This window comes from Desulfovibrio cuneatus DSM 11391 (assembly GCF_000430005.1).
In the GTDB taxonomy this organism is placed as follows: domain Bacteria; phylum Desulfobacterota; class Desulfovibrionia; order Desulfovibrionales; family Desulfovibrionaceae; genus Frigididesulfovibrio; species Frigididesulfovibrio cuneatus.
Map to the genome: position 1 here is coordinate 88,649 of NZ_AUCY01000013.1, position 22,142 is coordinate 110,790.

The window sequence follows — 22,142 nt, forward strand, 5'->3', positions numbered from 1 at the left end:
ATTTCTTTGCTCTGCCTGGGGCAGGCAACGTTCCCCCCAAAGGTTTTGTATGAAACAGGCGTCTTCTTCGCCAGGGTTCTGGGTTCGGCCTGAAGTGCGCGGCAGCCTCTTTGCATTTCTTGCCACCCTTGTGTGGTCGGGGAACGTGCTGGTAAGCCGCCAATTAGTGGGGCATATGCCCCCGTTTGCCATTTCATTGTACCGTATTGCCCTGGCCTTTGTGGTTATTCTGCCCCTGGCTGCGGTGCCGCTTTGGCGGCACCGCCAGCATTACTGGGCGCACAAGGGTTATTATGCGTGCCTTGCGGCCATTGGCTTCAGCTTTGCCAGTACGGTTACCTATATTGTAGCGCATTCCGTGCCTGCCATGAACATTTCCCTTATTGGCATAAGTTCCCCCTTGTTCACCCTGCTCTTTGGGCGGATGCTGTTTGGTGACGTATTCACACCCCGGCAGCTTGGTGGGCTGGCTGTGGTGCTGGTGGGGGTGCTGTTTCTGTTGGCAAAAGGTAACCTTGGCGTGCTACTGCACCTTTCTTTTTCCCGGCATGACCTGCTTATGCTTGGGGGCGCGGCCGGGTTTGCCGTGTATACTGTTTTGCTGCGTAAAAAACCCAATGGCGGCTCGCAAGTGTGTTTTTTGGCGGTCACCTTTGGCCTTGGGGGCTTGTTTCTATTGCCGGCCTTTGTGCTGGAATTGCAACAAACAGGGTTTATGCCCCCCTGGAAGGAAGGGGTGCGCTGGCCCATACTCTTTCTGGGGCTGGGGCCTTCCCTGTTCAGCTACTGGGCCTGGGGCAGGGCGGTGCAACTGGCGGGGGCTGCCAGGGCCATGCTCATTTACTACACCCTGCCCTTGCTGGCAGGACTCCAAGCGGCTTTGTTCCTGGGGGAACCGTTGCTTGTTGTGCATGCCATAAGCGGTGTGCTGATTATTGGCGGGTTGCTCCTGGCGACGTTATCCACTCGGGCGTCGTAGGGAAGGGCAATGCCTAAGGCATGGCAAAAGAGTTTACTCAGCCCGTTTTGGGCTTTACACGACATTCTCAGCATTTCCATAACAAAGGCTTCCCGACCTATGAAACCGACCCCCCAGCCGCAAGGCTTGTTCAGCCGCCCGGAAGTGCGCGGCATCATATTCGCTTTTTTGGCGACCCTTGTGTGGTCCGGCAACTTTATTGTCAGCCGTCAGCTTAGCGGTCAGGTTCCCCCTATCACCATTTCGGTATTTCGTTGGGGAACTGCTTTTTTATTTCTTATTCCCTTTGCTTTCCGCGAGATGTGGCAAGCACGGGCTCATTATTGGGCGCACAAAGGCTACTATGTGCTGGTTTCCATTATTGGCGTGAGCTACTTTAATACGGCAATTTATTTTGCGGCCCACACTGTGCCAGCCATGAACATGTCGCTTATAGCCACCAGTTCCCCCCTCATTACCTTGGTACTGGGCCGGGTGTTTTTTGGCGACGCCATTTCCCCGCGCAGGCTTTTGGGAGTGGTGGTGGTATTTTCCGGGGTAGTGTACCTTATTTCCAAAGGCAGCTTTGCAGTGCTTGCCCAATTTTCCTTTACCCCCCAAGATTTGCTCATGCTCAGCGCCTGCCTTTCCTTTGCTCTATACACCCTGCTGCTGCGCAAAAAACCGCAAGGGGGTACACAGCTGGGCTTTCTCGCCGTTACTTTTGGACTGGGTGTCGTGTTTTTATTGCCTTTCTATGTGATGGAAGGGCAACAGCAGGGCTTTGTTGTGCCCTGGTCGGAAGGGCTGCGCTGGCAGGTGCTGTATTTGGGGCTTGGCCCTTCCCTGTTCAGTTATTGGGCCTGGGGGCGGGCTGTGCAACTGGCAGGTTCTGCCAGGGCTTCCCTCATTTATTACACCATACCGCTGTTTGCCGGGGTAGAAGCGGCCCTGCTGCTGGGGGAACCATTACTGTTTGTACACCTAGTAAGCGGCGCGTTGATTTTTGGTGGCCTTTTGCTGGCAACCAAAGAAACAGCCATTAAGAAGGATTGGGGAAAATAAGGGGCGGCACGCCGCATTAATCGGTATAAGAGGGAAACTGCATAGTTTCGAGCGCCGTGGTGCCGCTCCATTCCTTATTTTTTGTAATGAAGATATAAGAGAAATGGCGTTGCGCCACAACTTTATTACGTCCATATACAGTCGCTTATATATTGCAACTCGTGCTGTATCTTCACAATAGATTTATTAACACTTGTTCTAACCCTATTTATAGTCATAGTATCCCCCTGAGTCATCATATTAATAGGCTTTCTTAAAGCTGTTGACATTCTTCCACTACCCAAGAAGTCATCTAGAATAAAAATGTGGTTGTAGGGATCATCAGTTGTAAAAAAATTAATATTTGATTGTACTATATCAAATATTTTTTGAATAAACATTTTAGTTTGCTGGTTTGGCTTGTTACGCGCCCCCGCTACAGTAGACCAACCACAATGAGTTAATATGATCATTTGTATTTTTGGGGTAAAACCATTTGAAAGCATATTCTTTCTAAATTCGCTCGCTGGGTTAGATAAAGTATCAATCAAAAGATTAAGTGAATTAACGGATTGTTGGTCGGTTCGCACTGTGACCAATAATGCTTCTGCTGCTAATAAGGCAAGATGAGTTGCCCCAGCAAAAAAAGGTGATGTATCAATTAAGCACTTGCTTGTTGATGTCTCCTTCATCTCTCTTGTAATTTCTGTTTTCAATGAAGATAATATAGTATCAATGAGTTGAGTTTGATTTTGTCCACTTAACGCACGAGCTTGCGCTATGGAGTTTGCCATTTGAGATGGGAACAAATACAGTTGGTTAGATGATTTAATAAAATAGTTCTTAGAGAGCAATGGAGCATTAAAGTATTGGTTTGTAGCTTTTATAGGTTTTGCAACACCTGTTGCTTTTCCAAATCCGGGGAAGAAATATGGCAACAACATTTCATAGGATGATAATGTTTGCTTAAAGCTATATTCATCATCAAAAAAATATGAAAGATTTCCCTGTGGACAAGTGTCAATGGCTAATAAATTGTTTGTAAGGGAAGATAGGTTAAAAGCTAAAGAGGTCTTCCCCACGCCTCCGCGAAGATTGCAAATGGTATATAATGAATGTTTTGGCAGTTGAAGTGGGGATGCATTGCCATTTGCTATATCTTCCTGGCGGTTGTAGAATGATTGATTCATTTGATTAGCCATGTCCAATTACCTTCATTAGATTTACATTTTTTAGAGTTATGTGTAATACTAATGACTTCTTCTTAGTGTGTCAATCAAGAGTCTTCATTTTACCCCCTTTACCCATTCTCCTTATCCAGCACCCGGCAGTTCACTGCCTCGGCAAGGTGTACCACGCTAATGCGCTCGCTTGCTTCCATGTCTGCCACGGTGCGGGCAATGCGCAGAATGCGCGTATAGGCCCTGGCAGAAAGGTGCAGGCTGGTTACGGCTTGCCGTAAAAAGTTATGGGCAGCTTCATCCAAAGCGCAATGGTGTTCCAGCGCCTTGCCGGAAAGACCTGCATTGCAGCTAAAGGGTGTGCCTGCGTAGCGCTTACGCTGCACAGCCCTGGTGCGTTCCACCGTTTCACGCATGGCAGCGGAAGATTTGCCCGGCGTGACGCTGCGCAAATCTTCAAAGGCCACGGAAGGCACTTCCACGTGCAAGTCTATGCGGTCAAGGAGCGGGCCGGAAAGGTGCGCCCGGTAGCGCTGAATGTCCATGTCAGTACAGGTGCAGCGGCGTTTTGGGTCTGTGGCATAGCCGCACGGGCACGGGTTCATGGCCGACACCAGCATAACATTGGCAGGGTATGTCAGGCTCATGGCTGAGCGGGAAATGGTCACCACCCCTTCTTCCAGCGGTTGGCGCAGCACTTCCAGAGTATTTTTTTTGAATTCCAGCAACTCGTCCAGAAACAGCACCCCGCGGTGCGCCAGGGAAATTTCACCCGGTTTGGGGTACGCACCGCCGCCAGCAAGGCCGTATTCGGAAATAGTGTGGTGCGGCGAGCGGAACGGGCGCTCCTGCATAAGCCCCTGCCCCGCAGGCAGCAGGCCACACACGCTGTATACCTTGGTCACTTCCAGGGCTTCCTCAAAATCAAGCTGGGGCAAAATGGATGGCATGCGCCGGGCCAGCATGGTTTTGCCGCTGCCAGGGGGGCCAAGCAGCAACAAGTTGTGACCGCCTGCGGCGGCAATTTCAATGGCCCGCTTGGCGTGTTCCTGCCCTTTTACATCAGCAAAGTCCGGGGCAAATTCCCCCAGTTCTTCAGCATAGGTGGTGCCCACCGGGGGCGTGGCTGGCTCAATGTGGCACTGGCCTGCAATAAACCCCACCGCTTCCCCCAATGAACGGGCCGGGTACACGGCAAGGCCTTCCACAATGGCCGCTTCCCCGGCATTTTCCGGGGCTGTAATAAACCCCTTCACCCCCAATGAACGGGCCAAAATAGCCAGGGGCAACACACCGGGCACGGGGCGCACTTCCCCTGTTAAGGAAAGTTCCCCGGCGAAAAAATAGCCTTCCGCTGCCTGCACCGCTTCTGGCGGAAGCAAATCAGCCGCGCACAAAAGGCCAATGGCCAGGGGCAGGTCGTAGGAACTGCCCCCTTTTTTGCGGTCTGCCGGGGCCAGGTTTACGGTAATGCGGGCAGGCGGCAGGCGGAAGGAACTACTGCGCAGGGCGGCAAACACCCTGTCCCGTGCTTCCTTCACCGCGCCTTCCGCAAGGCCCACCATGGTAAAGGCGGGCATGCCCGTGCGGGAAAAGGCCACCTCAAGGTCTACCCGGAAGGCGTCCACCCCGTACAGGGCACCACACATAACCCTGGCAATGCGCGACATAGCTAGTTGTTCCCCCGGCCTGTGGCCTTACCTTTCCCCCTGCTCGCCAAGCCAAGGGCCAGCAGGCGTTCAATGAGGCTATCAAAGGAAAGGCCCACGGCGGCGGCTTCCTGCGGCAACAGGCTGGTGGCTGTCATGCCGGGCAGGGTGTTGGTTTCCAAAATCATGGGGCCGTGTTCCTGGGTCAGAATAAAGTCGGTCCGGCTGTAGCCGCACAAGCCCAGGGCCTTGTGGGCCTGCAATGCCAAATCCATAACCTTTTGGGTCAATTCTTCCCCAATGGGGGCCGGGCAAATTTCTTCCGCCCCGCCTTGGGCGTATTTGCTTTGATAGTCGAAAAATCCCGCCCCGCTTTTTGCTTTGATAAGAATGGGGGGCAAGGCTTTGGGCATTTCCTGCATTGTTCCGGCAGCGTCCAGTTCCAACGTGCCCAGAATGCCACAGGTGACTTCCACCCCTTGCATGGCAGGTTCCATAATATAGGTGCCACCAATGGCGAACAGGCGCTCCAAGGCCGGGCGCAGTTCTTGCGCGGTGGCAACATAGGCCATGTTCAGGCTGGAACCGCCCGTGTTGGATTTAACAAACACCGGGAAAGCAAAGGGCGGCACCCAGCCTGCGGCAGGCAGGGTGTGCAGCAGCACACTGGGCGCTGTGGGGAGCCCGGCGGCAGCATACAGCGCCTTGGAGGCGTGCTTGTCGATAGCTGTTAACGAACCTGCCGGGCCTGCGCCCTGGTAGGGCACGCCAAGGCGTTCCAGCATGGCCTGAATAATGCCGTCTTCACCAGGGCAGCCATGCAGGGCAATGTAGGCAAAATCCTTCCCCTGTACTGCATCGGGCAGGTGCGCCAACGATTCCGCCGGATCATACGTTTGCACGGTGTGGCCCAAGCGTTCCATGGCAGCGCGTACCACTTTGGCACCGGAAAGGGAAACATCACGCTCTGTGGACCAGCCGCCCTGAATCAAGAGTATATTCATCGAGTTGCACTCCAAAACGGCGTGAAAACGCCTGTTCAATGTATTTTCCCTGGGCAAGGGATGCCATAATGTTTTTGCGAATCTGTTCCGTGATGCCGTAGCGCTCCAAAAGGTCTGCGTAGCGGTCTTCAATACTCACAAACTGGTGGTGCATAACGCGTTTATCGGCATAAATAATAGCCATGGTTACAAAATGGGTGTCGTCGTTCACCAGGGCTTCCAGCTTTTTTTCCCACGGCCAGTGCACATGGTGCAGCACAGCATGGGCCAGCAAGGGGTTGCGCGTTTCCTGCATTACCCAGCCTGCCCCGAGCTGGGCATGATTTCCCTTGTGCCGTATAGTGTAGGTTTTGGCAAGGTCATGTAGCAGACCGGCGGCAACTGCCATTTCCCGGCTAACCTGCACGCCCCGTTCCTGCACCAGTTCTGCCATGCCTGCCGCCACCTGCGCCACCCCGGTGCTGTGCTCGCGAATATTGTCCAGCATGTGGTACTTGTCCCACAGGGCGTGGCAGTCTTCTTCACGCGGGACCAGAAACACCCCTTTGGCCTGCTTGGCAGCAAAGGCAAGGGGCAACATGGTGCCATAGTTCACCACTTCGCCTTCTTGGCCCAGGCCTTTGCTGGCTGCCGGGTCCCACCCTTCTTCCAGGTGCCGGGCAGGGCTGAATACTTCCAGCGGAACAGACGAGAGCCGCGGAAGCTGGGATGACGGGATATATGGCAAGCCTGCCCCCGGCGACTGCCCCTGCTGCTGCGCATTGTGTGTTGCCATACTGTATTCCCTTAAACCTTTGTTTGTGTTTGGTTTTGGGCGTGGGTGTACCTACGGTGCCTCCACTCACTCGCAAGGGCTTGGAATGTCCCTAAGCCGTAGTGTTGCCCAATATAGTCCTACGCCATAACCTTACCCTAAAGCCGACGGCAGTCGCGAGCGTAGCGAGCCGTGGAGCGAGGGCGGAGGGAACAGACAGCTATGCTGGCTGTTCATCTCAACGCAGCCCGAGCGGTTAACAGATGCGGGGAAGCTGCTCACCCTCTAACATGCCTAGTAGCCGCCTGCCCCCCATGGGGGTGCGCAGGGCCACCTGGCCTTGCTGCAAGCCCTTTCCAGGTTCCAGCACCGTGCCCACCTGCACAGCCCCTGCCCCTTCCGGGAAGGAGCGCATGGTAGCCAGAGCTTGCTCGGCAAACTCCTGTGGCACAATGCAAATAAGTTTGCCTTCATTGGCAAGGTACAAGGGGTCCAGCCCCAGCACCGCGCACCCGGCCGCCACACCAGGGTTCACGGGCACCTGGCTTTCTTCCACCTCAATGGCCACGCCAGACTGCCCTGCTATTTCGTTCAAGGTGGTGGCAAGGCCGCCGCGGGTAGGGTCGCGCAGGGTGTGCACCTGGGGTATGGCCTGCATGAGCGCCGCCACCATATGGTTCAGGGGGGCGCAGTCGCTGCGGGTTTCCATTTCCAGGGGCAGGCCTTCACGCAGGGCCATAATGGTCAGCCCATGGTCCCCCATGCTGCCGGAAAGCAGCACCGCGTCGCCGGGTTTTGCATTGTGGCCTGAAGGGGCTGGGGTGCGCTGCACCTCGCCAATGCCCGTGGTGGTGATGAACAGCTTGTCTGCCGCGCCCTTGGGCACCACTTTGGTGTCGCCCGTGACAATAAGCACCCCGGCTTTTTTGGCAGCGTTGCCCATGGAGGCCACAATACGCTCCAGCACGTCCATGGGCAGGCCTTCCTCAATAATAAAGCCGCAGCTCAGGTACTTGGGCACAGCGCCCAGCATGGCCACATCGTTCACCGTGCCATTGACGGCAAGGCAGCCAATGTCGCCACCGGGAAACTCAATGGGGTCCACGGTATAGCCATCAGTACTCATGGCAATAGGGCCGTTCATGTGCAGCAGGGCGGCGTCGTCTAGCGTTTCCAGCACAGGGTTGGCAAAATGACGCACAAACACCTGGCTTACAAGACGCTGGGCCGACTTGCCGCCGCTGCCGTAATCGAGAAGGATGTAGTTGTCAGACATAAAATTCCTTTAAGGAAACGCCGTTTAATCAGAGCCCTCTTAATAAAATAGGGAGAGGAGCCACTGAAATTCTTGTTACATAAAGTTACCGTAAATGTATCGGTAAGGGATTGTACCTATATCGGTATCTGGAGCGTATTCGCGTTGGAAACGCTCAGTTTTTCGTTTGGCAAGGCACGAGTTTTTTTGGAAGTGGGTGCTGGGCTCTTCGGCCCTGCCCCGCTTCAAAAAAAGCGAGTAACGCCGCCAAACGGAAAAATCAGCGTTTCCCTTAAAGATTACCGTACGCAAAATACGCCGCACAACTCCCCTCCGTGGAGACCATGCACGGCCCCACGGGGTTTGCCGGGGTGCAGGCCTTGCCGAACAGGGGGCATTGGGGCGGGGTAAGCAGCCCTTGCAACACGGCCCCGCACTTGCACCCTTTGGGTTCTGGCGTGGGGGCAAGGGTCAGGCTAAAGCGTTGCATGGCATCAAAGGCGGCGTACTCTGGCCGAATGGCAAGGCCGCTGCCCGGCAGCAGGCCAATGCCGCGCCACGGGGCATCCACTGTGCTGAACACTGCGTCCATTACTGCCCTGGCCCGTGGGTTGCCATTGTCTTGTACTGCCCGGCTATATTGGTTCAGCACTTCGGCCTTGCCTTGCTTGCGCATACGCACCAGCAGCAGCAACGCTTGCAGAATGTCTGCCGGGTCGAACCCGGCCACCACAGCCGGGGTGTGGTACTGCTGGGCAATAAAGGCATAGGGCTGCACCCCTAGAATGGTGGAAACGTGCCCCGGCAGCAAAAAGGCATCAATGCCGCCCTGGCTGGCGGCCCCCACTTCCTGCTGGCTGGCAGCGCTGGTTTGTAATAACGCCTCCAGGGCAGGGGGCACAAGCTTGTGGCAGCACAGCACGGAAAAATTTTCCAGCTTCTGGGCAGCGGCTGTCTGAATGGTGGCAGCCACCCCCGGGGCCGTGGTTTCAAACCCCACCCCCAAAAACACCACATGCCGTTCAGGTTCTTGCCGGGCAAGGGCCAACGCATCCAGCGGGGAATACACCACCTGTACCCGCGCCCCCTGGGCCTTGGCCTGTTTCAGGCTCATGCCCTTTGGGCCGGGCACGCGCATAAGGTCGCCAAAGGTGGCAATGGTCACGTTGTCTTTTTCCGCCAGGGCCAAAAATGCAGCAATTTCACTGTCGTGCGTTACGCACACAGGGCACCCCGGCCCGGAAAGGTGGGTTATCCCTTCAGGCAGCAGGCTACGCAGGCCACTGCGGAAAATAGCCACCGTGTGGCTGCCGCACACCTCCATAAAACGCAACGGCCCGTCCAGCTCGTCCCGCAAGGTACGCAGCAGGCCCTTGCACAGCTCAGGGTCGGCAAACTCTTTGGATGAAAAAGAAGCTTGAGGCACAGGATGCTCCTTAATGGCATTTATTGGTGAGGCTCTGCCTCCCCAAACCCCACCGCCAAGGGCATGATGCCCTTGGAACCCCTATCAGCGTTTGCTTTTCCGCCTTGCGGGAAAGCAAACGCAAATATGGGGGTCAAGGGGCGTCACGTCCCTTGCAGGGGGTATGGGGGACAGCGTCCCCCATAAATTCGCTGAACAATACTCTTCTTATTACAACAACGTCAGCTGCTCTGTGGTGCGGGTGGTTTGGGCCACCATGGCGGAGGAGGTCAGCTCCCCTTTGGGCAGGCTGGAAAGAAAGCGGGAAACTTTTAGCTTAAGGCCGCCCAGGCCGGGCCGGCGGGTGGCCCAGCTCAGCACGGCAGCGTCGCGGGCGCAGGCAATGGCAGCGGCAAACAGGCGGCGTTCTGCATCCACATCAAACGTACTTTTTTTACTGCGCTTGCCGGAAAGAATGTCCCCTGCATAGGGCACAAAGCCATCTTCCAGCCCCGGCAGGAACACCACGCCAAAATGCCTGCCCCTGGCTTCTTCATAGGTAAGCAGGGGCACCCCGGCCTTATGCAGCAGGGGCGGGGCATTTTCTGTTTGCAGGGCAATAAAGGTGAACACCCCGGCCCAGTCGCCGCAGGCATCAAAGGCTTTTACCAACATGCGGAAGGGCTGGCTGCGCCAGAAGGCCGCATCAAAGGGGGGCACCTCGGCAAAATAGGCGGCAAGGGCCAGGGGGCCTTTCACCAAAATTTTTTCTGGCAGGTCCAGGTTTGGGGTGTCATCTCTGCTGCCTTCCAGGGGGGCAAGGCCAAGCATACCCCCGGCAAGGTGCACAATGCGGGTGACCCGTGCATCATGCCAAAAGCAGGCAGAATCGGGCCGGAACACCGCCAGCTTGTCCCCAAGGTGGTGGGCAAGGGCCTGCTGCACCCGCTGGGCCAGTTCCGGCCTGCGCACAAGAATAGCCACATCGGCCTGGGCATAGGCCCCTGGGCGCAGGTACTTTGCCAGGGCTGTTTTGCCTTTGCTGGTAATGGAAGCACGCTCTGCCAGGGGCACCAGCATGTGTTCAAGCTGTTCGGCTATCCACCCCAGTTCCAACTCTTCGGAAGGGGTTGCCAAAAGGTGGGCAAGGCCTGTACCTTCCCGCCCGGAATACATGGGGAGCAAGGCATTGGCCCCTTCATATACCGGGTTGCCCGTTTCTGGCTCTTTCCCAGCTTCCGTGGCTTCCCACACCGCCATAATGCGCTGTGTTCCTTCACTGCTTTGGGCCTTGTCCTCTTTCTGTTCTGCCCCCTTCGCTTGCCCCGTACTTTCCTCACCTTGCAGCACTGCCCCCACAAGGCGAACCACGCGGGGCAAGGAGCGGTAATTGCAGGTAAGGGTTTGGCTTTCCATATGGGGCCACACGGCGTGCAAAAATTCTTCCGGCGTTGGGTGGGAACATGCCGCCGTGTATTGGCACTGGGCAGAATCGTTGGCAGGCATGTGCCCCGGAAAATAACCGGGAATGCAAGAAGGCGGCTGGGTGGGGTCTGCCACGGCAAAAAACCCTTCGCCGGAAGGATGGGCAAGGGCCACAATCATGCCCAGTTCAAGAGGGGTAAAGCGTTGGGCGTCGTCCACCAGCACCTGGCTCCAGCCATGGGCGGCGGGGGCAGTTTCCAGCAGGTTATGCCAAAAATGCAGCAGGTCGGCTTCATCCACCAAATTCCAGGCACTTTTGTGGGCATCGTAGCGGGCAGCAAGGGGGGCAATGTGTTCCGGTACTGGGGTCGCCCCGGTGCGGGCCTGCTGCAAAAGCCCCCAGGCCTCCGCAAGGGCAGGGGCAGATTTTTCGGCATTTTGCCACACGAACAGGCGGTAAGCCTCCCTGGCGCACAGCAGCACAGGCAGTTCTTTATTGGTGCGGTGCCATTGTTCCAGGGCCAGGGCGTATAACGAATCTGCCCTGGGCAATGGCCCTGGCTGGCGGCCTGCCATGCGTGCTTCTACACGGGAAGCGCCGTGGCGGCTGGGGGTAATAATAAGAATTTCGCCGGGGGCAATGCCTTCATCCAACAGGTGCAGGGCGCGTTCCGCCACCAATGTGGTTTTACCTGTGCCCGTGGCCCCGCGCACAAACAGCGGCTTTGGCCCGGCATGGGCGGCCTGGCACTGCTGGGGGGAAAGAGTAATGCTGCCCTCAGGCATGGGGCATTCCGGCGCACCCGCGCTGATTCCGGCAGGGGCACGGGTGGGTATGGCCGCAGTGGCAGCCCCCCCCAGTTGTAACTGGCGAGCTTGTTCGTGCTGCGGTGGTTGGGTGGGGGTGCCTTTAGTCACAAAACGCCTCATAAGCCTTAGGGAAATGCTGCATAGTACAGATTTTGGAAAAAGAAATTTACTTGCTGTCAGTAAAGGGAAGTATGGAGAAACTTCCCACAAGTTCTTCATAACGCAAACAAGGCCATATGACAAACGCCGTGGGGGCTGTTTTGCTGCCAATATGAGGGAAACGCGTTTCCACTTCTTGACGTTGATTTGTGAACACGTCATTATGAGCAATTCCACCTAAATTTTCCTGTAACCACAGTGAACGCCACATGAAAATAGCCATATTGGGGAACCAGGCCAGGGCCATAAGCAATTTTTGGTCTGTGCTTATTCAGGAACTCATCAGCCAGGGCCATGAAATTTTGTGCCTTGTGCCCACCCCGGAACAGCCGGAAGAGCAGGACTGGGAAGCCAAGCTTGTAAACCTGGGGGTACGCCTTGTACGCTACCCGCTAGACCGCAAAGGCTTAAACCCCCTGCGCGACATGAAAACCCTGTTTTTTTTGCGCCGCCTGTTCAAGCGCGAGCGGCCAGACGTGCTGTTTGCCTCCACCATCAAGCCCGTCATTTATGGTTCGTTTGCCGCATTTTTGGCCGGGGTGCCTGCCAAAAAGCACCGCCACCTCATGATAACCGGGCTTGGTTACATGTTTGAGGCAGATTCTCCGGTAAAAAAGCTGCTCATGTGGGTGGCCTGCCTGCTCTACCGGGGGGCGTTTTGCTGCGCCAACACCGTTTTCTTTCAGAATAATGACGACAGAACGCTGTTTGCCGAACATCATATTATTCCCAAAAGTATTGCTGTGCGCATGTGCCGGGGCACCGGGGTAGACCTTGCCCGCTTTACCCCAGCCCCACTCCCAGAAGGTCCCCCCGTATTTTTATTTGTGGGGCGTCTTTTGGAAGCAAAGGGCCTGCACGAACTGCATGAAGCGGCAAAACTAGTGTGGGCCAAGCACCCTGAAGCCAAAGTATGCATTCTTGGCCCGGCGGAGCATGGCCGGGGCAGCATTCCCTTGCAGGAAGTGCAAGCCTGGGCGGCTGAAGGCAGCATAGAATACCTTGGCAGCACGCAAGACGTGCGGCCCTACCTTGCTAAGGCCACAGTAGTGGTGCTGCCTTCCTGGCGGGAAGGGGTGCCTTGCTCCCTGATGGAGGCCATGGCCACCGGGCGCGGGCTTATTGCTGCCAATGCCCCCGGCTCACGCGAGGTGGTTAAGGAAGGGGTGAACGGCTTCCTTGTTCCGGTAAAAGATGCCGCAGCCCTTGCCAACGCCATGGAACAGTTTATTATGGAGCCGCAACTGGCTGCCCGCTTCGGTAGCCAAAGCAGGCAACTGGCCGAAAGCGAACTGGATGCCGTATTAGTTGCCCGTGGAATTATAGATGATATGGGCCTGTAGTAGAATCTCTTGGGGAGGCTCTGCCTCCCCAACCCCCTCCGCCAAGGGCATGATGCCCTTGGAACCCATTTTCGTTCATGCTCCCGCAAAGCGGGAACATGAACGAAAATGGGGGTCAAGGGGACAATTGTGCAGGAAGCACAATTGGGAGCCGCTCGCAGTGCGGGAGCCGAAGGCCGAGGCCCAGGACGGGCCGAGTCAATCATTCCCCTTGCAGGGGGATGGGGGACAGCGTCCCCCAATGTTTGATAACCACAAAACAAGTTAGAGAAACACTAATTAAATGGCATTGGGGAAACGCTCAGTTATTTCGTTTGGCAAGGCGCAAGCTTTTTTTGAAGCAGGAGTGGACTCTTCCGTCCTCGACTGTTTCAAAAAAAGTGAGGCAACGCCGCCAAACGGAATAAATCAGCGTTTCCTTAGGTACGTTGAACAAACGAGGACACTGTGACAAGCCAGATGCGCGTTTTTTTCCGGATAGTGGACATTATTTGCATTCTCATTGCCTTTGGGGTGAGTTCGCACTACATGCTGCCCCCTAACCTGGATATTTTTTCAGACTACACCGGGGCTTCCACCTTTACGGTAGTCATCTTTTTCCTGAGCTTTTACATGCTGGACTGTTACGCCGTGGGGCGTGAAGAGTTTAAAGACACGGTTATCCGCGTTGTGGTGGCCGTGTGTATTGGCATTATTGGCACGGGCTTTTTGTTCTACACGTTTGAAAACTGGCGCTTTCCCCGGTTTATGTTTGTGGTGCAAATGGGCATTACCCTGGGGTTGTGCCTTGGTTGGCGTTTGCTGTTTTTTATGCTGCGCCACCGCTTCAAGCGCCATGAAGAGCGTGTTATTCTAATTGGTGCAGGCATGGCGGAACGCGCCCGCCGCATTCTGACAGAACACAAGCCAGATGCCATTATTCTGGGCTATACTGGTGAACCGGGGGCAGAAGCTGCCGCTGCTGGCCCCTGCCTTGGCCCGGCTGATAAAATTATTGACATTGCCCGCGCCCACAAAGCCACCACCGTGCTGGTGCTGGACAGCTACTACCTTGATGAGCCTGTGGCAGAAGCCCTGCTGGCTGCCAAGCTGCGCGGCCTGCGTGTGGCAGACATGCGCCTGTTGTATGAGCGCCTTGCCTCCCGCCTGCCCATAGACCTTATTGAAGACCAGTGGCTGCTGCTGGCTGATGGCTTTAACGTGAATGCCAACAACTCGTTGCTGCGCTTAAAGCGGGCCTTTGACGTGGCTTTTGCCTTGTTCCTGCTGGTGCTCACGGCCCCGCTGGTGGCGGTGGTTATGCTGCTGGTGCGGCTTGAATCGCCTGGGGCAGTGGTGTACACCCAGCGGCGCACGGGTTTTCTGGGTAAGGAATTTACGGTATATAAAATTCGCTCCATGTGCCAGGACGCCGAAAAAGGCGGGGCTGTGTGGGCCAGTAAAAATGACGCCCGCGTAACCCGCATTGGCAAGTTTATTCGGAAAACAAGAATTGATGAACTGCCCCAGCTTATTAACGTGCTGAAAGGCGAAATGAGTGTGGTGGGGCCGCGCCCGGAACGCCCGGACTTTGTGCATGAACTGGAAGCAAAACTGCCGTATTACCAGGTGCGCCATACCGTAAAACCCGGCATAACAGGCTGGGCACAGGTGTGTTACCCCTACGGCGCTTCTTTGGAAGATTCCCGCTATAAACTGGAGTATGATTTGTATTATATTAAAAATTTGTCGCTGCTGCTGGAAGCCAAAATTATTTTGAAGACTATCGGGGTGGTACTGTTCCCTAAAGGGGCCAGATAAAGGAAACGCGCAGTTTTTTTCCGTTTGGCGGCGTTGCTGCAATACAATTACGGGAGGGCAGGGCCAAAAAGCCCACCCCTCCCGTAATTGTATTTTGTGCCTTGCTACACGAAAAACTGAGCATTTCCATAGAGTTAGCAGTACGTAGTGGTGTGCGGCGGCACGCCGTAAAATCTTCTGCATGACCAAGTCTTAAAAAACTGACGCCACGGCACGCCGCACAGAATAACGCATTTCCCCTCATCACAAAAAAAACGCCCTGGCATACACATGCCAAGGCGTTTTTATATCACTTATCAACAAATTACCGGTAAATATCCATTTCCTTCAAGCGCATTTTCTTCTTGCCTTTATTGGCCTTCATGGCCTTCACTTTCACCCTGTCCCCTTGTTTAACCTCAGCAAGGGTGGCGTCCACGTCATCCTGATTTTCTCCGCGATCAATTTCAATATCGCTACTTTTTGTCACGCGCAGTTCATGCTTGGTCCCTTGCTTGTCTACAATGGTCACTGTGTTTTCTGCTGCATTCACGTTGTCCACAGTGCCGTGCAGGGTAATTTTGGTGGCCTTGTCGTCTTTATCGTCGTCGTGGTTTTTGGCAATGGCCTGGCTTTGGGTGAAGGCGCAAAGCAGCAGGGCAGCAAGGGCCAGTGTGGTCAGATGTTTTTTTTGCATTGTGTAATCCCCTTTTCGTGTTGTTTGAATGAGTAACTAAGCAAATACCGCTTTGGAAAGGGTGCGGATGAGCTGGCAGAAGAGCCTCACCCCCATACCCGTGCCGCCGGGCACCGGGTGCAGAGCTGTTTTCTTCACCACATAGCCTGGCCCGGCAATATCCAGGTGGGCCCAGCGGGTGCCTTCTTCAATAAACCGTTGCAGGAACAGGGCCGCATGCAGTGCGCCGCCTTCACGTGGGCCAATGTTGGCAATGTCGGCAATGTCGCTGTCCAGGTTTGGGTCATATTCTTCCCACAGGGGCAGGGGCCACACAAGGTCGCCTGTCTGTTCTGCTGCGTCCAGAATGGCGCCGCGCAGCTTGCCTTCTTTGGTGAAAACGGCAGTGCCAAGGTCGCCCAGGGCAATAACGCAGGCCCCGGTAAGTGTGGCGGCGTTAATCAGGGCTTTGGGCTTCCACTGTTGCTGGGCATAGGTTAAGGCGTCGCACAAAATAAGGCGGCCTTCTGCGTCGGTATTAAGAATTTCCACCGTTTTGCCGGAAAGGGTGGTAACAATGTCGCCGGGCCGGGTGGCGTGGCCGCTGGGCATGTTTTCCGCAGTGGGCACAAGGCCAATAACGCGGGGCAGTTCTTCTGAGGCAGGCATTTGCCCAAGTGCTTCAAAAAAGCCCAGCACCGCACCAGCGCCGCCCATGTCGCCTTTCATTTCATGCATGTTGGCAGAAGGCTTCAAGGAAATGCCGCCTGTGTCAAAGGTAATGCCCTTGCCCACCAGCACAATGGGAGCATCGTTTTCTTTGCCTTTGGGGCAGTGTTCCAGCACAATAAAGCGTGGTGGCAGGGCAGAACCGCGCCCCACAGCCCACAAGGCCCCCATACCCAGGCGCTGCATTTCTTCTTCGTCCAGCACGGTGCAGGTAAAGCCATGGCGTTTTGCCAGGCAGGTGGCTTTTTCGGCCAAATCGGCAGGGGTCAGGGCGTTGGCAGGGGCGTTGGAAAGGTCGCGGGCAAACAGCACCCCGGCTGCTTCTGCTTCCCCTTCGCGTACGGCGCGGTGGTCGGCGTCGGGGGTTTCTTTTTCAGTAAACAGAATGGAAAGGGTGCGGGGGTCTTTCTCTTCCGGGGCGTCTGCCTTGGGGGCGCTTTTAAAGGCAGTGCTGCGGTAAAGCCCCAGCAGGGCCGCAGTAACCGCTTCTTTCAACACGGCAATACGTGTGGTTCCCAGCAGGGTTGCCACAAAGGCGGCGTTTTCCGCTGGAATGGCCAGGGTTTCATACCCTTTTTTGCGGCAGGTTTGGGCCGCAGCGGCTACAGCAAGGCGAAACGCCTGCATGGTAAGCTTTTTTTCCGGGCCAAGGCCGCAGGCCAGTACCTTGGGCAGGGCCAGGTCCGGGTGCCCATACAAGGTGGTCTGTTCATTTTTTTTGCCCTTCACGTCTTGCAGAGCAGGGCTAATGCCCAGCCAGGGGGCCTGGTTCAAAAGCGCAGGGGAACATGCTTCCAGCGTAGAATTTTCAGGAAGAAAAACAAGGGTGCAGGCAGCACGCCATTCCCCGCCAGAAGTGTTTTGAAAACGGATATCCATTAGGTCCTTCCTCTTGCCCTATCAAGGCACTTGCGTATTCAGTATGAGCGGCGTATGAGCTACAGAAGTTGGGGGCAATGTGTTTCGTTTTGCCAAAAAACACAGCCTTCACAAAATATCTGAGTATTTTCAGGGTTTTGCTTTTTTCCCGCCGCACGAAACGGTTGTGGCGGGGCTTTTGCCAGCCCGCCATAAAGGAACATGCGTAATTGGTGCATGGGCTGTTTCCTTATGTAAGACAGAATGTGTGGTGATGCAAGTTGTCCGGCAGGGTTTATGCGTTTCAATACCTGCTTTTGGGAGAATGCCAAAAGGCAGCAGGTGATTATTCCATTGTGGGAACTGCAACACGGCTTGTGCAAGGAATGCAGTGCGTTCAAGCAAGGGGTAGTGTTGCTGTTGTTTTACAAGAGAGGTTGTATGAAGATAAAGCGGCTGACATCTCCGCTTATATTACCAGTGGCGGGGTTTGCCGGGGCCATTTTGCTAGGAGCTATGCTTTTGGCTTCTTCCTGGTGTGCCAGTGGTGACCCGGTTCCTTTTGTGGACGCGTTGTTTATTTCCACTTCTGCGGTGTGCGTAACGGGGCTTGCCTCGGTGGACCCTTCCGCTGTGTTCAACCGTACAGGGCACACGGTTATGCTGGTGCTTATTCAGCTTGGGGGGCTTGGCATAACCACCTATTCCACCCTTATTTTTTACCTGTTCAGCCGGCGCATTTCCCTTTCCAACAAGCTGGTGGGTGAAGCCTTGCTGCTGGACACCTCGTTCCACCTGGGCCGTTTTTTGCAGCGCGTGGTCACCATTGTGCTGCTGGTGGAAGGTGCTGGCGCGGTTATGTTGTACATTTTGTACCGCGGTGGGCTTGACCCGTTCCATGCGGCCTTTCTGGCGGTTTCTGCCTTTTGTAACGCAGGCTTTGTGCTGTGGCCAGACAGCCTGCTGCGCTGGGAAGGTGTGGCAGGCGCCAACAGTATTATTATGTCACTCATTGTGCTGGGGGGCCTGGGTTTTTTTGTACTGGACGAAGTGTTGCGCCAGGCCTGGGGCTGGATGCGCACCCATGTTTTGCGGAAACGATCCCCTGAGGCGCTGCAGAAAAAACTTAGTTACCATGCTCGCCTTGTTATAATGACCAGCATTGCGCTGATTGTATTTGGAACGGCTGGTATTTACTTTGCCGAGTTGGCCAACCCCACCTGGGCAAGCACCCCTGGCTCTTCCCTTGGGTTAACCGCCCTGTTCCATTCTGTCAGTTCACGCACTGCGGGCTTTGCCACCATTGACCTGGTGCGCTATTCCGATACTTCCCTGCTGCTTATTATGCTGCTCATGTACATTGGCGGTTCGCCGGGGTCCTGTGCTGGTGGTATTAAAACCACCACGTTTCGTGCCCTGCTCGGGTTTATCCGGGCCAGTGTGCTTGGGCGCAGCCAGGTGGTGGTGCAAGGCCGGGCCCTGGAGCCGCGTACCATTAACAACACCATGGTGCTGCTTTCATACACTGCTATTACCTTTATTATTGCCCTGGCAGCCCTGGCCTTTACAGAAAACAGCGGGGCACCTTATGGTGAAGGCAAAGTACGGGTATTCGACCTGCTGTTTGAAGTATTTTCCGCATTTGGCACTGTGGGGCTTTCGTTGAACGTAACCCCCCTGCTTTCGGAAGCGGGCAAGCTGATTATTTGCTGTGTCATGTTTATTGGACGTATTGGCCCCATTTGGCTGATTAGTACTGTGCAGCAGTTTCAGCATGAACCCAAATACCGCCTGCCCCAAAGTGATATGCCCATTGGGTAAGGCAATTAACGAATGCAATGGGTCAAATGGTGCAGCAAGAACTATGAGGAATGCTTTGCCCCATTCGTTATTTTTCCTGGCACAGGCAATGCGCCAGAAGGAGCAATGAACTATGAAGAAAAAGCTGGAAGTAGCTGTTATTGGTCTTGGCAAATTTGGCTTGAATCTTGGTGCCTCCCTGGTGGAGCAAGGCCACTATGTGGTGGGGGTAGATACCAGCGAGCAGCGCATTCGTATTGCGCAGGACATGCTCTCCAAGGTGTATGTGGGGGATGCCACAGACAAGCAACTGCTGGAGCAATTGCGTATTCAGGATTTTAACGCTGTGGCAGTGAGCACTGGCAACTCCATGGAAGCGTCCATTCTCACCGTAATGAACCTGCTGGACCTTGGGGTGCGGCATATTATTGCCAAAGCCATTAGCCCGGAACACCAGAAGGTGCTGCGGCGCATAGGCGTGCAGCAGGTAATTCAGCCTGAAGTGGATGTGGCTATTCAAACCGCATTGCGCCTTACCCACCCCGGTATGCTGGACTTTTTGCCCCTGGGCGGCGGCATTATGCTGCAAGAACTTACCGTGGGGAGCTGGGCAGGCCAAAGCTTGATGGAGTTGGATTTGAGGAACCGCTATGGCGTGATGGTGGTGGCGGTGAAGGGTGTGCACGATGCTGAATACACCTTTGTTCCGGCACCTACCACACGGTTCTCTGCGGGAGATACGCTTGTGGTGGTGGGGAAGCATGATTCCATTAAGGGAATTGTGTCTTAGGGGTGCAAGAGCGGAATTGCAGGAGCTTGTGCGGCGCTTGCGCCGCATAAAACCTCGCGCCTTGCCAAACGAAAAAAAGTTGTGTTTCTACACCTAGCGGAGCAGCAAACAAAACAAAAAAATACAAGTTTTCGTGGCGGCACGCCGCAAAACGGAATAAATCAGCGTTTCCTAAAATACCGACGAAAGCTGCAACCTATCCCACAGCAAAAAAATCTTATCCCTCTCCGCCGGGGCCGCCTTGGCGGCTCCCTCTACCAACTCTAGCGCCTGTGCCTCTTTCCCTGCTTGTAAAAAAGCCCGCGCGGCATACACCTGCGCTTCACTGCCAAGGCAGGGGCTGGCCTGCAAGGCCATTTGCGCTGCTTCTTCCGGCCTTTCAAGGTGCATCAGCGCCCGCCATAAAAACAGGGCTCTGTCTTTTCTGCAGTCTTCAGCCCGTTCCGCCCATTCCAGGCAGGTTACATACAGCAATGCGTAGTCCCCTGCATTGTATAACGCCTCACACAGCAAAGCGTAGTGCTTTGGGTTGTACGGGGCATCTGCCACATAATCGTTAAGCAAGCGGGCAGCTTCCACCTGTTGCCCAAGGGCAAGGCGGGCATAGGCCGCAAAAAGGGAAGCCTCTGGGCTGGTGGTGGTGCAGGCTTCCAGTTCCTGGGCAAGGTCTTGCAGCACAAAAACTTTATCGGTGTGGTGTAAAAGGCCGTTTACAGTGTCGTCGCGGGCCACAGCAGGGGGGAACTCCAGCTTCTCTGTAGCGGCGTTTGGTTCAATGTGTTGCAGCACATAGGCTGCACGTAAAAAGCGATATTGTGCTTCTTGCAGTGAAGAATGCGCTTGCTTGCGGGTTAGGCCAAACCACACCGCAAGGCAAATACATAAAGCGGCTGTAAGGCCTGTTGCAATTGTTCGTAAGCGCATGTTGGTTTCCTGGCCGTAGGGCGGGGGCTGTTTTGGGGCCCGACTTTACTTGGTGGTAAGAACAAGGTAAACTGGAAGGACAAGAACGGGGTTCCGTGGTCATGGTACCGCCAGGCAAGAAGGTGTTTTCTTTTTGCCAAAAAGTAGGGGTACATGCAACCGTGAACCATCCGCCCCTCGCTGATTTCCTGGGTGCAACCAGGATTCTAGCCGTTTTTTTGGGGAAATGGGAATAGCCCTCTGTTCCATTAAGGATGCCTATATGACAAAGACTCCCCCTGCACAAGTATACTTTGCAGATTTCAGGGCTCGCGCAGCCAAAGAAAGTAAATGCAAGAAGATAGAACGGCTGTGGCAGGCCGCCGGGTTTGGGGCCATGTTCGACCATGGCGCACTTACTGCCATTAAACTGCACTTTGGTGAACGCGGCAAAGACACGTTTATAAACCCTGTGTTTGTGCGCACGGTGGTGGAATGTGTGCGGGCAGCCGGGGGCAAACCGTTTTTAACCGATACCAACACCCTGTATAGTGGGAGCCGCCACAACGCTGTGGACCACCTTACCACTGCCCTGGAACATGGCTTTGGCTTTGCCACGGTGAACGCCCCCATGCTTATTGCAGACGGCCTGCGTGGTGGCAGCTTTAGTGACGTGCCCATTGATAAAAAACATTTTGCTTCGGTAAAAATTGCGGAAGGCATAGCCGCTGCCCACAATATGATTGTGCTTTCGCACTTCAAAGGGCATGAAATGGCAGGCTTTGGTGGCGCGGTGAAAAACCTTGCCATGGGTTGCTGCCCTTCACGCGGGAAGTGCGAGCAGCATGCTTCGCGCTTTACTGTGGACCAGAGCTTGTGCATTGCTTGTGGGCTGTGCATGGCCAATTGCCCGGAAAAGGCCATTACCCGGACAAAAACAGCGGAAGGCAAAAAAGCAGCCACCATCAATAAAGATACGTGCGTGGGCTGTGGCGAGTGCCTGACGGTGTGTGAACCCAAAGCCGTGGGCATTGACTGGAAAACAGAACTGGGCCCGTTTTGCGAACGCATGGCAGAATATGCCTATGGTGCAGTAGTGGAAAAGCCGGGAAAAGTGGGCTATATAACTTTTCTCATGAACATTACCCCAGACTGCGACTGCGTTGCCTGGAGTGATGCACCCCTTGTGCCGGACATTGGCATTCTTGCCTCTTCCGACCCGGTGGCCCTGGACATGGCGTGTTTCGACCTTGTGAACAAGCAGGAAGGATTTTGTTCTTCCCACTTAAAAACAAACCATGCCGCGGGCGAAGACAAATTCAAGGGTGCGTGGTCTTATACCACGGGTGAAGTGCAGCTTGCCTATGCCGAGCATATTGGGCTTGGTTCCAGGGTGTATGAACTGGTTGCCTTATAGCATATGAAACAAAGCATACATAACGGCCAAAACGTGCGTGCAGGTTTTGGGAACAGGGTTGCCAGGGTGTGCGCGTGGGCGCGCCTGGGCAGAAATACCCTGAGGAGTGAAGAAATGGTTGGGAAGCAGGCTTTTATCTTGATTTCATCAAAAAGCGTGCAAAAAAGTAGCATGCCTGTGCCACTGTTGGCCAAAAGGAATGG

At 55.0% G+C, this 22,142-nt stretch carries 18 protein-coding genes; 7 read left to right on the forward strand and 11 right to left on the reverse strand.

Going from position 1 to position 22,142, the window contains the following annotated elements; genetic code table 11:
• Window positions 1-49: 49 nt before the first annotated feature.
• Both G497_RS0103170 and G497_RS0103175 read left to right on the forward strand, forming a co-directional pair.
• Window positions 50-979: a DMT family transporter gene (locus tag G497_RS0103170; RefSeq protein ID WP_051257784.1), complete on the forward strand. Its 930-nt coding sequence runs from the start codon at window positions 50-52 to the stop codon at window positions 977-979.
• A 99-nt stretch (window positions 980-1,078) separates the two neighbouring features.
• Entirely contained in the window at window positions 1,079-2,023 is a 945-nt protein-coding gene (locus G497_RS0103175; RefSeq protein WP_051257785.1) for a DMT family transporter, read from the forward strand.
• 125 nt (window positions 2,024-2,148) lie between these two features.
• Here the strand turns inward: G497_RS0103175 and G497_RS0103180 are convergent, their stop codons facing one another.
• From G497_RS0103180 to G497_RS20320, 8 genes are all read right to left on the reverse strand, one after another.
• Window positions 2,149-3,204, reverse strand: coding sequence for a ParA family protein (locus G497_RS0103180; protein ID WP_027187058.1), 1,056 nt, complete (start codon window positions 3,202-3,204; stop codon window positions 2,149-2,151).
• A gap of 98 nt (window positions 3,205-3,302) precedes the next feature.
• Window positions 3,303-4,853 (reverse strand): YifB family Mg chelatase-like AAA ATPase, encoded by a 1,551-nt coding sequence (locus tag G497_RS0103185; RefSeq protein ID WP_027187059.1) that lies wholly within the window; start codon window positions 4,851-4,853, stop codon window positions 3,303-3,305.
• Between the two features lie 2 nt (window positions 4,854-4,855).
• Window positions 4,856-5,836: a D-alanine--D-alanine ligase family protein gene (locus G497_RS0103190; RefSeq protein ID WP_027187060.1), complete on the reverse strand. Its 981-nt coding sequence runs from the start codon at window positions 5,834-5,836 to the stop codon at window positions 4,856-4,858.
• Complete coding sequence (locus G497_RS0103195; RefSeq protein WP_051257786.1) at window positions 5,793-6,611, reverse strand: HD domain-containing protein; 819 nt, start codon at window positions 6,609-6,611, stop codon at window positions 5,793-5,795. Before G497_RS0103195 ends, G497_RS0103190 begins: the two co-directional genes overlap by 44 nt.
• A 235-nt stretch (window positions 6,612-6,846) precedes the next feature.
• Window positions 6,847-7,866: a hydrogenase expression/formation protein HypE gene (hypE, locus tag G497_RS0103200; RefSeq protein ID WP_027187062.1), complete on the reverse strand. Its 1,020-nt coding sequence runs from the start codon at window positions 7,864-7,866 to the stop codon at window positions 6,847-6,849.
• Window positions 7,867-8,137: 271 nt separating this feature from the next.
• Window positions 8,138-9,271, reverse strand: coding sequence for a hydrogenase formation protein HypD (gene hypD / locus G497_RS0103205; RefSeq protein ID WP_027187063.1), 1,134 nt, complete (start codon window positions 9,269-9,271; stop codon window positions 8,138-8,140).
• Window positions 9,272-9,481: 210 nt separating this feature from the next.
• A complete protein-coding gene (locus tag G497_RS0103210; protein ID WP_169726962.1) occupies window positions 9,482-11,593 on the reverse strand; it encodes a UvrD-helicase domain-containing protein in 2,112 nt (703 codons plus the stop codon).
• A gap of 58 nt (window positions 11,594-11,651) precedes the next feature.
• The gene (locus tag G497_RS20320) at window positions 11,652-11,855 is read right to left on the reverse strand and encodes a hypothetical protein (RefSeq protein WP_027187065.1); all 204 of its coding nucleotides are present in this window, start codon (window positions 11,853-11,855) and stop codon (window positions 11,652-11,654) included.
• Here G497_RS20320 and G497_RS0103220 point away from each other — a divergent pair.
• Window positions 11,854-12,987 carry a glycosyltransferase family 4 protein gene (locus G497_RS0103220; protein WP_027187066.1) on the forward strand — a complete coding sequence of 378 codons (1,134 nt, stop codon included), beginning with the start codon at window positions 11,854-11,856 and terminating at the stop codon, window positions 12,985-12,987. The genes G497_RS20320 and G497_RS0103220 overlap by 2 nt on opposite strands.
• A 447-nt stretch (window positions 12,988-13,434) precedes the next feature.
• A complete protein-coding gene (locus G497_RS0103230) occupies window positions 13,435-14,787 on the forward strand; it encodes a TIGR03013 family XrtA/PEP-CTERM system glycosyltransferase (protein ID WP_027187068.1) in 1,353 nt (450 codons plus the stop codon).
• 304 nt (window positions 14,788-15,091) lie between these two features.
• Here G497_RS0103230 and G497_RS0103240 read toward each other — a convergent pair whose 3' ends face one another.
• Complete coding sequence (locus G497_RS0103240) at window positions 15,092-15,463, reverse strand: hypothetical protein (protein ID WP_027187069.1); 372 nt, start codon at window positions 15,461-15,463, stop codon at window positions 15,092-15,094.
• Between the two features lie 36 nt (window positions 15,464-15,499).
• Entirely contained in the window at window positions 15,500-17,050 is a 1,551-nt protein-coding gene (locus G497_RS0103245; RefSeq protein WP_027187070.1) for a leucyl aminopeptidase, read from the reverse strand.
• Window positions 17,051-17,470: 420 nt separating this feature from the next.
• Between G497_RS0103245 and G497_RS0103255 the strand changes: the two genes are divergently transcribed.
• Together G497_RS0103255 and G497_RS0103260 are read left to right on the forward strand one after the other, a co-directional pair.
• Window positions 17,471-18,850 (forward strand): TrkH family potassium uptake protein, encoded by a 1,380-nt coding sequence (locus G497_RS0103255; protein WP_027187071.1) that lies wholly within the window; start codon window positions 17,471-17,473, stop codon window positions 18,848-18,850.
• 112 nt (window positions 18,851-18,962) lie between these two features.
• Window positions 18,963-19,619, forward strand: a complete 657-nt coding sequence (locus tag G497_RS0103260; RefSeq protein WP_027187072.1) for a potassium channel family protein — start codon at window positions 18,963-18,965, stop codon at window positions 19,617-19,619.
• A gap of 171 nt (window positions 19,620-19,790) precedes the next feature.
• On the opposite strand, the gene G497_RS0103265 is transcribed toward G497_RS0103260, so the two are convergent.
• A complete protein-coding gene (locus G497_RS0103265; RefSeq protein WP_027187073.1) occupies window positions 19,791-20,543 on the reverse strand; it encodes a tetratricopeptide repeat protein in 753 nt (250 codons plus the stop codon).
• 262 nt (window positions 20,544-20,805) lie between these two features.
• On the opposite strand from G497_RS0103265, the gene G497_RS0103270 reads away from it, so the two are divergent.
• On the forward strand, window positions 20,806-21,939 hold the full coding sequence (locus tag G497_RS0103270; protein WP_027187074.1) for a DUF362 domain-containing protein: 1,134 nt from the start codon (window positions 20,806-20,808) through the stop codon (window positions 21,937-21,939).
• Window positions 21,940-22,142 lie beyond the last annotated feature (203 nt).